The sequence below is a fragment of the Microbacterium paraoxydans genome (assembly GCF_900105335.1).
Lineage (GTDB): Bacteria > Actinomycetota > Actinomycetes > Actinomycetales > Microbacteriaceae > Microbacterium > Microbacterium paraoxydans.
This window is the reverse complement of record NZ_LT629770.1, coordinates 1286714-1298974: the sequence shown is the minus strand read 5'-3', so window position 1 is coordinate 1298974 and position 12261 is coordinate 1286714. Positions and strand designations below refer to the sequence as shown.

Annotated in this window: 13 protein-coding genes; 11 read left to right on the top strand and 2 right to left on the bottom strand. The window is 70.5% G+C overall.

Annotated features, from left to right (window positions below):
* The 11 genes from BLU02_RS06505 to BLU02_RS06455 all read left to right on the top strand — a co-directional run bounded on the left by BLU02_RS06505 (position 1) and on the right by BLU02_RS06455 (position 9697).
* Positions 1-843 (top strand): carbohydrate ABC transporter permease, encoded by an 843-nt coding sequence (locus BLU02_RS06505; RefSeq protein ID WP_060921252.1) that lies wholly within the window; start codon positions 1-3, stop codon positions 841-843.
* A complete protein-coding gene (locus BLU02_RS06500) occupies positions 840-1754 on the top strand; it encodes a PfkB family carbohydrate kinase (RefSeq protein ID WP_082749939.1) in 915 nt (304 codons plus the stop codon). The genes BLU02_RS06505 and BLU02_RS06500 overlap by 4 nt, the downstream gene beginning before the upstream one ends.
* Positions 1755-1768: 14 nt before the next feature.
* Positions 1769-2506, top strand: a complete 738-nt coding sequence (locus BLU02_RS06495; RefSeq protein WP_025102374.1) for a GntR family transcriptional regulator — start codon at positions 1769-1771, stop codon at positions 2504-2506.
* A gap of 93 nt (positions 2507-2599) precedes the next feature.
* Complete coding sequence (locus BLU02_RS06490) at positions 2600-3055, top strand: FAS1-like dehydratase domain-containing protein (RefSeq protein WP_036292129.1); 456 nt, start codon at positions 2600-2602, stop codon at positions 3053-3055.
* Entirely contained in the window at positions 3052-3456 is a 405-nt protein-coding gene (locus BLU02_RS06485) for a MaoC/PaaZ C-terminal domain-containing protein (RefSeq protein WP_060921254.1), read from the top strand. The genes BLU02_RS06490 and BLU02_RS06485 overlap by 4 nt, the downstream gene beginning before the upstream one ends.
* Positions 3453-4583, top strand: coding sequence for a UDP-N-acetylmuramate dehydrogenase (locus tag BLU02_RS06480; protein WP_060921255.1), 1131 nt, complete (start codon positions 3453-3455; stop codon positions 4581-4583). The genes BLU02_RS06485 and BLU02_RS06480 overlap by 4 nt, the downstream gene beginning before the upstream one ends.
* Positions 4580-5290 carry a FadR/GntR family transcriptional regulator gene (locus BLU02_RS06475; RefSeq protein ID WP_025102370.1) on the top strand — a complete coding sequence of 237 codons (711 nt, stop codon included), beginning with the start codon at positions 4580-4582 and terminating at the stop codon, positions 5288-5290. Before BLU02_RS06480 ends, BLU02_RS06475 begins: the two co-directional genes overlap by 4 nt.
* Positions 5291-5426: 136 nt before the next feature.
* On the top strand, positions 5427-6854 hold the full coding sequence (locus tag BLU02_RS06470; protein ID WP_060921256.1) for a four-carbon acid sugar kinase family protein: 1428 nt from the start codon (positions 5427-5429) through the stop codon (positions 6852-6854).
* Positions 6851-7741 carry an NAD(P)-dependent oxidoreductase gene (locus BLU02_RS06465; RefSeq protein WP_060921257.1) on the top strand — a complete coding sequence of 297 codons (891 nt, stop codon included), beginning with the start codon at positions 6851-6853 and terminating at the stop codon, positions 7739-7741. Before BLU02_RS06470 ends, BLU02_RS06465 begins: the two co-directional genes overlap by 4 nt.
* A gap of 39 nt (positions 7742-7780) precedes the next feature.
* Positions 7781-9202, top strand: a complete 1422-nt coding sequence (locus tag BLU02_RS06460; RefSeq protein WP_060921258.1) for a GntP family transporter — start codon at positions 7781-7783, stop codon at positions 9200-9202.
* 93 nt (positions 9203-9295) lie between these two features.
* Entirely contained in the window at positions 9296-9697 is a 402-nt protein-coding gene (locus BLU02_RS06455) for a VOC family protein (RefSeq protein WP_060921270.1), read from the top strand.
* A gap of 86 nt (positions 9698-9783) precedes the next feature.
* Here BLU02_RS06455 and BLU02_RS06450 read toward each other — a convergent pair whose 3' ends face one another.
* Positions 9784-10986, bottom strand: a complete 1203-nt coding sequence (locus BLU02_RS06450; protein WP_060921259.1) for a pyridoxal phosphate-dependent aminotransferase — start codon at positions 10984-10986, stop codon at positions 9784-9786.
* Between the two features lie 81 nt (positions 10987-11067).
* Positions 11068-12162, bottom strand: a complete 1095-nt coding sequence (gene ald, locus BLU02_RS06445) for an alanine dehydrogenase (protein ID WP_029989077.1) — start codon at positions 12160-12162, stop codon at positions 11068-11070.
* Positions 12163-12261 lie beyond the last annotated feature (99 nt).

Sequence of the window (12261 nt, the reverse complement as noted above, 5' to 3'; positions counted from 1 at the left end):
ATGAGCAGTACCCGGCTTCGTCCGGCGGAGCGTTTCCGCCGTGCTCCGGTCCAGGTGATCCTGGCCGTCTACGCCGTCGTGATCGCCTACCCCCTGCTCTGGATGGTGATCTCTTCGTTCAAGTCCTCGTCCGAGATCTTCGCCGATCCGTGGGGGCTGCCGTCGGTCTGGCTCGTCCAGAACTATGCCGCCGCCTGGGATCGCGGGATCTCCGACTACTTCCTCAACTCCGTCATCGTCACGGTCATCTCCACCGCCGCGACCGTCGCACTCGCGGCACTGTGCGCCTACGGCATGGTGAGGCTGTCGAGCCGCGTGGCGACCATCGTGCTGATCGTGGCGATGGGCGGGCTGGTGGTGGCACCGCAGGTGAGCCTCATCCCGCTCTACCGCCTTCTCGACACGATGGGACTGCTGAACACGTACTGGGCGATGATCCTCCCTTATGTGGCGTTCCGTCTGCCGATGGCGATCCTGCTCATCCGTTCGGTCTTCCTCGGCATCCCCCGCGAGCTCGAGGACGCCGCGACCATCGACGGCTGCCGCTCGTTCGGCGTCTTCCGGCACGTCTACCTGCCGCTGAGCGCGTCCGTGCTGACGACCGCCGCCGTCCTCACCGGTTACTTCGCCTGGAATGAGTTCCTCTTCGCGATCGTCTACATCGACGCTGATGCGCTCCGCACCATCCCCGCGGGACTCATGTCGTTCCGCGATTCCCTCTCCACGGAGTGGGGTGTGCTCCTGGCAGGATTGACCATCGCGGCCCTGCCCATCGTGGTGGTGTTCCTCGCGCTGCAGCGGTACTTCGTCGCCGGCGTCGCGGCGGGGAGTGTGAAGGGATGACGATGGATACGGATCAGCTCCGGGATGCGCTCGCCGCGGTCCCACCGCCCTCGCTGGTCGGCGTCGGGGACAACGTCCTCGACTGCTATCTGCATGAGGACCTGGCCTACCCCGGGGGCAACGCCCTGAACGTCGCCGCGTACAGCCGGCTCTTCTTCGGCGGCACAGCCGGATTCGTCGGGATCATGGGAGACGACCGTTTCGCGGACCACGTGCGGGGCGTCCTCGACGAGGTCGGAGTGGACGGCGCCCGCATCAGACGCGTGCGTGGCGCGAACGGCATGGCTTTCGTCGCGTTGGACGAGGACGGCGACCGGCGCTTCGTCGCCTCGAACCGCGGGGGAGTCCAGGCCGAGCTGCGGCTGCGTCTGAGCGAGGCCGATCACGAGTACCTCTCCGGCTTCGACCGCGTGCACACCTCGGTCTACTCGTCGTTGGAGCCGGAGCTTCCGGCCATCGCGGAACGGGGGAGCCGCGTGTCGTACGACTATTCCGACGACGCGTCGCCGGATATGATCCGGGCGACAGCTCCGCACGTCGACGTGGGGTTCTTCTCCGGCGGCCACCGCAGTGATTCCGAGATCGACGCCCTCGGCCGCTTCGCCGTGGCCTGCGGTATGGGGTCGGCCGTGGTGACGCGGGGTGCCCGCGGCTCTGTCGGCTTCGACGCCACTTCCGTGCGGCGTACCGGTATCCGCGAGGTCGACGCCGTCGATGCGCTCGGCGCCGGGGACGCCTTCCTCACCGGGTTCCTCGCGGCGCGGGCGGGCGGGGCCGATCTCGCCGAAAGCCTCGATATCGCCGCTGTCAGCGGAGCGCTCGCCTGCACGTTGCGCGGGGCGTTCGGATACCCTGTGCATGCGGGGGACGACGCACGCGCGCAGATGCTGCGACGATACCCGGCGCCGTAGAGGAGGACTCCGACGTGACTCAGCTGTCGTCAGCCGTCGGTTCGACCCCGCTGCACGAACAGGTGCGAAGCCTGCTGATGCGGGAGATCGACGCCGGGACCTATGCCGAAGGCGAGCGGCTTCCGTCCGAACCCGAGCTGTGCGAGCGCTTCGGCGTCAGCCGGATCACCGTGCGGCGGGCGGTGGCCGACCTCGAGGGCCTCGGCATCGTGCGTCGACAGCAGGGCCGTGGGACCTTCGTCGCTCCGCGACGCGAGGTGATCGGCGCCATGACCCTCGGTGGCTTCGCGGACACCGTGGTGGCAGACGGGGTCAAGTCCCGACGGATCATGCGCGCTGAGACGACCCCCGCCGACGAGAAGCGCGCGCGCCGCCTCGGCGTCCCCGTCGGCGACCCGGTGTTCCGGCTGGTACGCGTCTTCGCTCTCGACGGCATCCCGCTCTCCATCGACGACAGCCGGTATTCTCTGACGCGCTTCCCGGATTTCGATCGGCACATCGACCACGACACCTCCACGTATCAGGTGCTCCGCGACGTGTACGGCGTCGAGTTCTCGGAGATGTACCGCGAGATCGACGTCGGCTTCACGACCGCGCAGACCGCGGAGTGGCTGGCCCGCCCGGAGCACGATCCGCTCATCGTCGTCCGGAAGCGCGCACTCGACCGGGCTGGTGAGGTCGTTCACACGTCACGGGTGAAGGTCGTTCCGAGTCGGATGACGCTGAACATGGTGGTTCGCTCCCAGGGGTGAGGGCAGCCCGGGTCTCGCGATGCCGCATATCGTCCGGGTTTCCGCCGGCCCCGCCCGGACCGGACTGTCGGCGTGCCTCGGTAGGATCGACGGGTGGCAGTGAACCAAGAACTCGTCGGCCGGGAGTTCCCGCCGACCGCCCCCTACCTCGTCGGGCGGGAGAAGGTGCGCGAGTTCGCGCGCGCCGTCTTCGCCGACGCCCCGCAGCACACCGACGTCGAGGCCGCCCGTGCGGCCGGCTTCGCCGACGTCGTCGCGCCGCCGACCTTCGCGATGGTCCTGCAGGACCTCACGCTGCAGCAGCTGCTGGCCGAGCCGGATTCCGGCATCGTCTTGGCGCGCACCATCCACGCCGAGCAGCGGTTCCGCTACACCAGGCCGATCGTCGCGGGAGACGAGCTGACGGCGCAGCTGCGCGTCACCGGCATCCGCATGATGGGCGGCAACGCCATGATCACGAGCGAGGCCGAGATCACCGACGACGGGGGCGCGCACGTCGTCACCGCCACCAGCGTGCTCCTCGTCGGCGCCGAGGAGGAGACCGCATGAGCGCGTTCACCGTGGGAGACGTGCTCGCCGAGCGCACCGTGCACCTGACGAGGGAGTCGCTCGTCCGCTACGCCGGGGCTTCTGGAGACTTCAACCCGATCCACTATCGCGACGACGTCGCCGCCGCCGTGGGTCTGCCCGGCGTGCTCGCGCACGGCATGCTGACCATGGGCATCGCCTCCTCTGTGGTCGTGGCCGCGCTCGACCCGCAGACCCGGATCCTCGACTACGGTGTGCGCTTCACGAAGCCCGTGGTGGTCGACCCCGAGACCGGCGCCGACGTGCACGTCGTCGCGACGGTCGGCGCGGTGGACGATGAGTCCGCGCGCATCGACCTCAAGGTCACGACCGGCGACACCACCGTGCTCGTCAAGGCGCAGCTGCGCGTCGCCGTCCGATGAGCGACGTCGAGCCGATCCGGCTGGCCGAGCTCACGACGCTCCGCACCGGCGCCGCCCCCGCGCGCATGCGCGAGGCGACGACGACGGCGGAGCTCGTCGCGGTCCTCCGGGAGACCTGGGCGGAGGGCGACCCCTGGCTGGTGCTCGGCGGGGGTTCGAATCTCTTCGTCGGCGACGAGCCGTTCGAGGGCACCGTCATCCGCATCCGCACGAGCGGGATCGAAGAGCTCCCGTCGCCGCATGCCGGCCGCATCCGCCTGCGCGCGCAGGCCGGACACGGCTGGGACGATCTGGTGTCGTACGCGGTCGAGCGGGGCTATGCCGGACTCGAGGCCATGAGCGGCATCCCCGGCACGGTCGGCGCTGCGCCCGTGCAGAACATCGGCGCCTACGGGCAGGAGATCCAGGAGACCCTGGTCGAGGTCGAGCTGATCGATGAGGGTTCCGGCGAGATCTCCACTGTTCCGGCGACCGAGCTCGGGCTCGGATTCCGCACCTCGGTGCTCAAGCACCATCACGGGAGCGAGCCGCAGCGCCGGGCCGTGATCCTGTCCCTCACGGTCGATCTCCTCGTCGCTCGCGAACGCGTGGTCCGTGGGGAGCAGCTGCGCCGCGCTCTCGGTCTGACCGACGACACCCCGGTGCCGCTGACATGGGTCCGAGAGCGCATCCTCGCCACGCGCGCATCGAAGGGCATGCTGCTCGATGCCGACGACCCGGACACGCACGGGGTCGGCTCCTTCTTCCAGAACGCGATCGTCACGGCCGCGCAGGCCCGGTCCCTCCCGCCAGAGTGCCCGCGCTGGCCGGTCGCCCCCGACCTCGACGCCGTGACCGTCATCCCCCTCGCCTCCTACGACGGACACGTGCCGCCGACGAAGACCGAGGCCCCGGACGTGAAGGTGAGCGCCGCCTGGCTGATCGAGCAGGCGGGCATCCGCAAGGGGTTCAAGCTGCCCCGCTCGCGGGCGTCCGTCTCGACCAAGCACGCCCTGGCCCTGACCAACCGGGGCGACGCCACGGCGGCCGAGGTCGCCGAGCTCGCCCGATTCATCCAGCACCGTGTGCACGCCGAGTTCGGTCTGGTGCTGCAGCCGGAACCCGTTCTGGTGGGCGTCGACCTGTGACGAAGCTCGAGCGGGTGTCGCGGACGCAGGCCGTCGTGGACGGACTGCTCGACGCCATCATCACGGGTCGGCTCGAAGCCGGACAGCCGCTGCCGCCCGAGGGGGAGCTCGCGGAGCAGTTCGGGGTCTCCCGCCTCACGATGCGCGAGGGCGTCCGCCTCCTGCAGGCGCAGGGCGTGATCGTCGCGGTGCCCGGCACCCGACACCGCATCGCGCCGACCGACGAGTGGACGGGCCTCGACGCGGTCGTCCGGCACGCCCAGAGCGCAGGCGCCCGAGAGCGCTCCTCGCTGGAGATGCTCGAGATGCGCATGATGTTCGAGACCGGGGCGGCGGAGTTCGCGGCGGGGCGCCGCACCGAGGAGCACCTCGCCGAGATGGCCGCGCTCCTCGAGGAGATGCAGGCGGCGCACGAGCGGGCCGACGTGGACGCCTTCGTGGCCGCCGACCTCGCCTTCCACGACGTGATCATCCGCGCGGCGGAGAACCGCATCCTCGTGGCCTCGATGCGTCCGCTGACGACGATGCTGCAGGCCACCCGCAGCGAGACGAGTGCCATCCCGGACATCCGGGAGCACGCGCTGGCGGAGCACGCGGCGGTGCTGGAGGCGATGCGGACCGGGTCCGGCGCGGCTGCCCGCCAGGCCATGCGCAGCCACATGCGCCAGACCCGCGACGACCTGCTGCGCTACGTACACGGGCGCTGAGCAGCACGCACTCCGTCGGTTTGGAAGGACGGTGATCGTGAGGTACGCTCGTCGCTATCTGATATCGGATAGCGATGCAGATTCCCCTGGCCCGTGTCCCCCACCACGGGCCATCTTCCGGAACGAAGGAGTTCGTGTGCACATCGACGACCTGCTGGCCCCCCTGCCTGCACCCGTCGCCGTCACCGCGGCCGACGTCCGCACCGAGGTCGACCCCGCCGCCGTGCTCCTCGTCCTCGACGACGACCCGACCGGCACGCAGTCGGTCGCGAACCTCCCGGTCCTCACCCGATGGGAGCGCGCCGACCTGGACGAGGCGCTCGCGACCGGCGCCGCCGCCGTCTATGTGCTCACGAACACCCGGTCCCTCGACGAGGAGGCCGCGGCCGCCCGCAACCGCGAGATCGTCGACGTGGCCCTCGCCGCCGCCGAGGCCCAGGGGCGGCGCGTGACGTTCGTGTCCCGGGGCGACTCGACGCTGCGCGGCCACTTCCCGCTCGAGACCGACGTCCTCTCCGCGGAGATCGGCTCCCGCTCCGGTCGCACCCCCGCACTGACCCTGCTCGTCCCCGCGTTCCCCGACGCCGGGCGCATCACGGTCGACTCCGTGCACTACTGGGTGACCGACGGCGAGGCCACCCCGGTCGGCGAGACGCCTTTCGCGGCGGACGCGACCTTCGGCTACGGCTCTTCCGACCTGCGCGAGTGGGTCGCCGAGAAGACCGGCGGACGCATCCCGGCGTCCGCGGTCGCGGGTCTCGACATCCGCACCATCCGCGCCGGGGTGGACGCCGTGGCCGGCTTCCTCGAGGGACTGACCGACGGCACGGTCGTGGTGGTCGACGTGGTCGAGGAATCGGACATGCGCGTCGTCGCGCTCGCGCTGCACCGGTTGCGGGACCGCGACGTGCTCCTCCGAGTCGGCCCGCCCTACGTGCGCGCGCACATCGGACAGGAGATCGCCGAGCCGGTGCGCGCGGAGGACATCCCCTTCGCGCATGACCGCGGTGGCCTCGTGGTCGTCGGCAGCCACGTGCCGCTCACCACCGCTCAGCTCGAAGCTCTCACAGCGGCCCGGCCGAACACCCGCACGATCGAACTCGACGTGCGTGCCCTCATCGGCTCCGAGCGCGAGACCCACCTCGAGACGCAGGCGCACGCCGTCGCCGAAGCGCTCGCCACGGGGACCGTGATCGTGCACACCACCCGCGAACTCGTCACGGGTGCCGACGGCGACGAGAGCCTCGCGATCGCCCGCCGCATCTCCAGCGGCGTGGTCGAGCTCGTGCGTCGGGTCCTCGCCATCGCTCCGCCCCGCTTCGTCATCGCGAAGGGCGGGATCACCTCCAGCGATGTCGCGAGCGAGGCCCTCGAGATCCGCCGGGCCACCGTGCTCGGTCCCATGCTGCCCGGCCTCGTGTCGCTGTGGCAGCCGGAGACCGGCCCTGCCGTCGGTATCCCGTACGTCGTGTTCGCCGGCAACGTCGGCGACGCGGACTCCCTCGTCACGGTCGTCGCCACGCTCGCAGGCGACGATGGAAACAACCCGGAAGGACACTCATGACATCCACCGTCGCTGTCATCGGACTCGGCGCCATGGGGCTGCCGATGGCCACCCGCCTCGCCGAGCGCTTCGCGGTGCGTGGCTTCGACATCGCTGCCGAACGCGTCGCCCTCGCCGCAGAGGCGGGTGTCACGCCGGCGGCGTCCGCAGCCGACGCCGTGGACGGTGCCGACGCGGTGCTGGTCGCCGTCCGGACCGGCGCGCAGCTCGAGGCGCTGCTCTTCGGCGAGGACGGGCTCGCCCCGCACCTCGCGGACGGCGCGGTCGTGATCCTCACCAGCACGGTGGGCACGGACGGCATCGATGCCATCGCCGCCCAGCTCGCCGCGCACGGTGCGCAGCTCGTCGACGCTCCGCTGTCCGGAGGGCCGGTCCGTGCCGGGGAGGGCGACCTCCTCATCGTCGTCGGCGCCACCCCGACCGCTCTGGAGACCGCGCGGCCCGTGCTCGACCAGCTCGCCTCGACGCTGTCCATCGTCGGCGACAAGCCCGGGGACGGCCAGGCGCTGAAGACCGTCAATCAGCTCCTCTGCGGCGTGCACATCGCCGCGGCCGCGGAGGCGCTCGCGCTCGCCGACGCCCTCGGACTGGATCGCGCCCGCACACTGGACGCGCTGACGGCCGGTGCCGCGAACTCCTTCATGCTCGGCAACCGCGGTCCGCGCGCCCTGCAGGCCTACGACGAGGACGGCGCCGAGGTGCTCAGCCGCCTCGACATCTTCGTCAAGGACCTCGGCATCGTCGGCGACGCCGCCCGCCGTGCGCACCTGTCCACGCCGGTCGCTGCCGCGGCCGAGCAGCTGTTCCTCCTCGGCGAAGCGCAGGGCCTCGGGGCCCTGGACGACTCCGCCGTCATCCGCGTCGTCGCACCCGAACGACTGTCCTGAGCGCGACGTCGCGCCCTCACTGAAAGAAGAGATCCAGAGATGCTTCCTCTTCCGATCCTCATCCTGATCGGCCTGGCAGGCCTCGGCCTGCTGCTCCTGCTCATCATCCGGTTCAAGATGCAGGCGTTCTACGCCCTCATCCTCGTGTCCATCATCGTCGGCATCGCGGCAGGTCTGCCGCTGACCACGATCCCCGCCGACGGTGACACCCCCGAGCAGCTCGGTGTCATCCAGGCGATCATCGCCGGTGTCGGCGGCACCCTCGGCTCGGTGGCCGTGCTCGTCGCCCTCGGCTCGATGCTCGGCAAGATCATCGAGCTGTCCGGCGGCGCCGAGTCGCTCGCCGGACGCTTCACCAGCTGGCTGGGCCCGAAGCGCGTGGGCATCGCGCTCGTCATCGCCGCCGGCATCCTGGCGATCCCGGTGTTCTTCGATGCCGGCTTCATCATCCTCATCCCCATCGTGTTCGCCTTCTCGAAGGTGGCCGGTCTCAACCCGATCAAGTTCGGCCTGCCGGTCGCGGGCATCATGCTCGCGGTGCACGTCGCGGTGCCCCCGCACCCGGGCATCGTCGGCGGTTCCGCGATCCTCGGTGCCGACATCGGCTGGGTGACGATCTTCTCCCTCGCGATCTCCGTGCCGCTCGGCGTGCTGTCCTACCTGGTGGCGAAGTGGATCAACACCCGCGAGTTCGCGATGCTCGCGGCCACGAAGGAGATGTACGACAACTTCGGCACGGAGAAGTCGACGCTCACCGGCGGACTCGGCGAGGGCGAGAAGGCGCCGGGCGCCGGCACCGTCCTCGGCCTCATCCTCCTGCCGCTCGTGCTCATCATGCTCGGCACCGCCGTGGCGCCGCTGTTCGAGGCCGGGACGTTCTGGAACGGATTCCTCAGCATGGTCGGCCAGCCGATCTTCGCCCTCATGGTCGCGATCGCCGCCGCGATGTACCTGCTCGGCGTGCGTCGCGGCTGGTCGGCCTCCCACCTCGGCGAGGTCATGGAGTCGGCGCTGCCGGCCGCCGCCGTCATCATCCTCGTCACCGGTGCCGGTGGTGCCTTCGGGCGTATCCTCACGGAGACCGGGATCGGTGGAGCGGTCGCCGAGGTGCTCGCCTCCAGCGGCATGCCCCTGCTGCTCGCGGCCTTCCTCATCTCCCTCATCATGCGTGCCGCCCAGGGATCCGCGACCGTCGCGATCGCCACCACCGCGGGGCTCCTGCTGCCGTCGGTCTCCGCGATGGGGCTCGACACCGTGCACACCGCGCTGCTCGCGGTCGCGATCGGCTACGGCGGCCTCGGCCTCAGCCACGTGAACGACTCGGGCTTCTGGGTGGTCACGCGGTACCTCGGCCTGTCGGTGAAGGACGGTCTGCGCACCTGGACGCCGCTCACGACGGTGCTCGGCGTGACCGGCTTCGCGTTGACCTGGATCCTCTACGCGGTGATCCCCGTCTCCTGACCCGTCCGCACGAACGGCCGTCGCCTCCGGGTGGCGGCCGTTCGGCGTCTCCGGCGGGTGGTGACCGGGGCCACGGCGGACTACGCTCGCGGGATGAGCGGACTGATCCCGTACCTGCTGTTCCCCGGCAATGCCGCAGAAGCGCTCGGCCACTACCGCGACGTCTTCGGCGGCGAGCTCCAGCTGATGGACTACGCGAGCGCCGGTCGTCACGACGGCCCGGGCGAGGCGGTCGCGCACGGACAGCTCAGCGGGCTGGTCGAGCTCGCCGGGGCCGACGCGGGAGCCGATGACGACGCGGTCCAGATGAGCGGGATGTTCCTCTCGCTCCTCGGCACCGCCGCCCCGGGGACGCTCACCCGCTGGTACGACCGCCTCGCCTCCGGCGGCCGCGTGATCGACCCGCTGCAGCAGCGCCCGTGGGGAGACGTCGACGGCACCCTCGTCGATCGCTACGGCGTCCGCTGGCTGATCGGCTTCCACCCCGAGGACTGACTGACCCGAGACCCCGGATTCACGCCGAGACCCCCTCGTACCTGCGCAGGTACGAGGGGGTCTCGGCGCTAAAGCGGGGTCTCGGGTCAGGAGGAGAACAGACGCTGCAGGCGCTGCACGCCCTCGAGGAGCTGGTCGTCGCCGAGCGCGTACGACATGCGGATGTAGCCCGACGGACCGAACGCTTCACCGGGGACGACGGCGACCTCGGCCTGGTCGAGGATGAGGTCGGCGAGCTCCAGCGAGGTGGTCGGGGTCACGCCGCCCCAGGTGCGACCGAGCAGGCCCTGAACGTCGGGGTAGACGTAGAACGCGCCGAGCGGGTTCGGGACCACGAGTCCGTCGATCTTGGACAGTTCCGACACGATGAGCTGGCGGCGGCGGTCGAAGGCCTCGCGCATCTTCTCGGCCTCGTCCTGCGGACCGTTGAGCGCCGCGATCGCCGCCTTCTGCGCGACGTTGTTCACGTTGCTCGTGAGGTGCGACTGCAGGTTCCCGGCGATCTTGATGGCGTCGGCCGGACCCACCATCCAGCCCACACGCCAGCCGGTCATCGCGTAGGTCTTGGCGACCCCGTTGACGAGGATCGTCTGGTTCGCAGCCTCCGGCACGGCCTCCACGATCGAGGTCGCCTTCACGCCCTCGTAGGTGAGGTTCTGGTAGATCTCGTCGCTGATGATCCAGATGCCGTGCTCCACCGCCCACTCGCCGATGGCCTTCGTCTCCTCTGCGGTGTACACGGAGCCGGTGGGGTTCGACGGCGACACGAACACGAGGACCGTCGTACGATCGGTGCGCGCCGCCTCGAGCTGCTCGACAGTGACCTTGTACTCCTGGTCGGCGCCGGCGAAGACCTCGACCGGGGTGCCGTCGGCGAGACGGATCGCCTCCGGGTAGGTCGTCCAGTACGGAGCCGGCAGCAGCACCTCGTCGCCGGGGTTCACGACCGCCTGGAACGCCTGGTACACCGACTGCTTCCCGCCGTTGGTGACGATGACCTGACCGGGGGAGACCTCCAGGCCGGAGTCGCGGAGCGTCTTGGCGGCGATCGCCTCGCGCAGCGCCGGGAGGCCGGGAGCAGGGGTGTAGCGATAGCTCGCCGGGTCGGCCAGCGCCTCGGCCGCCGCATCGACGATGAACTGCGGCGTGGCGAAGTCGGGCTCGCCCGCGGCATACGAGATGACGGGCTTGCCCTCGGCCTTGAGGGCCTTGGCCTTGGCATCGACCTTGAGGGTCGCGGACTCGGCGATGGCGGACAGCTTGCGGGAGAGAGGAGCGCGTTCGGTCACGGTTACGAGCGTACTCGGGTCGATACGGCGGGGGAGGTGTGGGATGCCGCCAAGATCCGAGGTTCTTTCGGGTTCGACAGGTCAGTCGGTGGAGAGGCCGTGCGCCTGGGCGACGGCGTCCAGCGTGATGCGTCCGCCCTGCACGTTGAGCCCCTTCGCGAGGGCAGCGTCGTCGGAGGCCGCCCGCTCCCAGCCCTTGGCCGCGATCGCCGAGACGTAGGGGAGGGTGGCGTTCGTGAGCGCCCGGGTCGCGGTCGTCGGCACGGCTCCCGGCATGTTCGCGACGCAGTAGTAGATCGAGTCGTGCACCGCGAAGGTCGGGTCGTCGTGCGTGGTCGGACGGGAGCCCTCGAAGCAGCCGCCCTGGTCGATCGCGATGTCGACGAGCACGGACCCCGGCTTCATGGCCGCGACCATGTCGTCGGTCACCAGCTTGGGAGCCGCGGCGCCGGGGATCAGGACGGATCCGATGACGAGATCCGCCGTCGTCAGCTCCTCGGCGATGTCGTACCGGCTGGAAGCGCGCGTCTCCAGAGCGCCGCCGTAGCGGTGCTCGAGTTCGCGCAGCCGGGGGAGCGCCACGTCGACGACGGTGACCTTCGAGCCGAGTCCGAGCGCGTTCGCCGCGGCGTGCTCACCTGCGACGCCGCCGCCGATCACCACGGTCTTCGCCCGCGGGGTGCCGGCGATGCCACCCAGCAGCATGCCGCGACCGCCCTGCGAGCGCAGCAGCGAGTGGGACCCCATGATGACGGAGAGGCGGCCGGCGATCTCGCTCATCGGCACGAGCAGCGGCAGGGTGCGATCCGGCAGCTGCACGGTCTCGTAGGCGACGGCGGTCGTGCCGGCCGCCACGAGCGCCTCGGTCAGCGGGCGGTCGGCCGCAAGGTGGAGGTAGGTGAAGAGCGTGAGGTCGGGACGCAGGAAGCCGTACTCCTCGGCGACGGGCTCCTTGACCTTGATGAGCAGGTCGGCCTCTCCCCACGCGTCGGCGGCGGTCGCCACGATCTCGGCACCGGCCGCGCGGTACGCGTCGTCGTCGATGCTCGACCCGACGCCGGCACCGGACTGCACGAGCACGCGGTGCCCTTCCCGCACGAGCCGATCGGCGCCGGCCGGGGTGAGGGCGACGCGGTTCTCGTTGTTCTTGACTTCGGTCGGGACGCCGATCTTCATCGATCCTCCAGGTGTCGGGGCGCAGGGTGCAGCCAAGGATCGCAGAAACGTCGAGTCATCGACGGATTCGATGAAGACTCTTCGGCGAAGGCTCGAATC

What these genes read in the sequence shown, in the direction of transcription:
- BLU02_RS06455 (WP_060921270.1), top strand. Translation starts at nt 9,296, where the DNA reads ATGAGCGGACTGATCCCGTACCTGCTGTTCCCCGGCAATGCCGCAGAA.
- BLU02_RS06505 (WP_060921252.1), top strand. Translation starts at nt 1, where the DNA reads ATGAGCAGTACCCGGCTTCGTCCGGCGGAGCGTTTCCGCCGTGCTCCG.
- BLU02_RS06485 (WP_060921254.1), top strand. Translation starts at nt 3,052, where the DNA reads ATGAGCGCGTTCACCGTGGGAGACGTGCTCGCCGAGCGCACCGTGCAC.
- ald (WP_029989077.1), bottom strand. Translation starts at nt 12,162, where the DNA reads ATGAAGATCGGCGTCCCGACCGAAGTCAAGAACAACGAGAACCGCGTC.
- BLU02_RS06480 (WP_060921255.1), top strand. Translation starts at nt 3,453, where the DNA reads ATGAGCGACGTCGAGCCGATCCGGCTGGCCGAGCTCACGACGCTCCGC.
- BLU02_RS06465 (WP_060921257.1), top strand. Translation starts at nt 6,851, where the DNA reads ATGACATCCACCGTCGCTGTCATCGGACTCGGCGCCATGGGGCTGCCG.
- BLU02_RS06460 (WP_060921258.1), top strand. Translation starts at nt 7,781, where the DNA reads ATGCTTCCTCTTCCGATCCTCATCCTGATCGGCCTGGCAGGCCTCGGC.
- BLU02_RS06500 (WP_082749939.1), top strand. Translation starts at nt 840, where the DNA reads ATGACGATGGATACGGATCAGCTCCGGGATGCGCTCGCCGCGGTCCCA.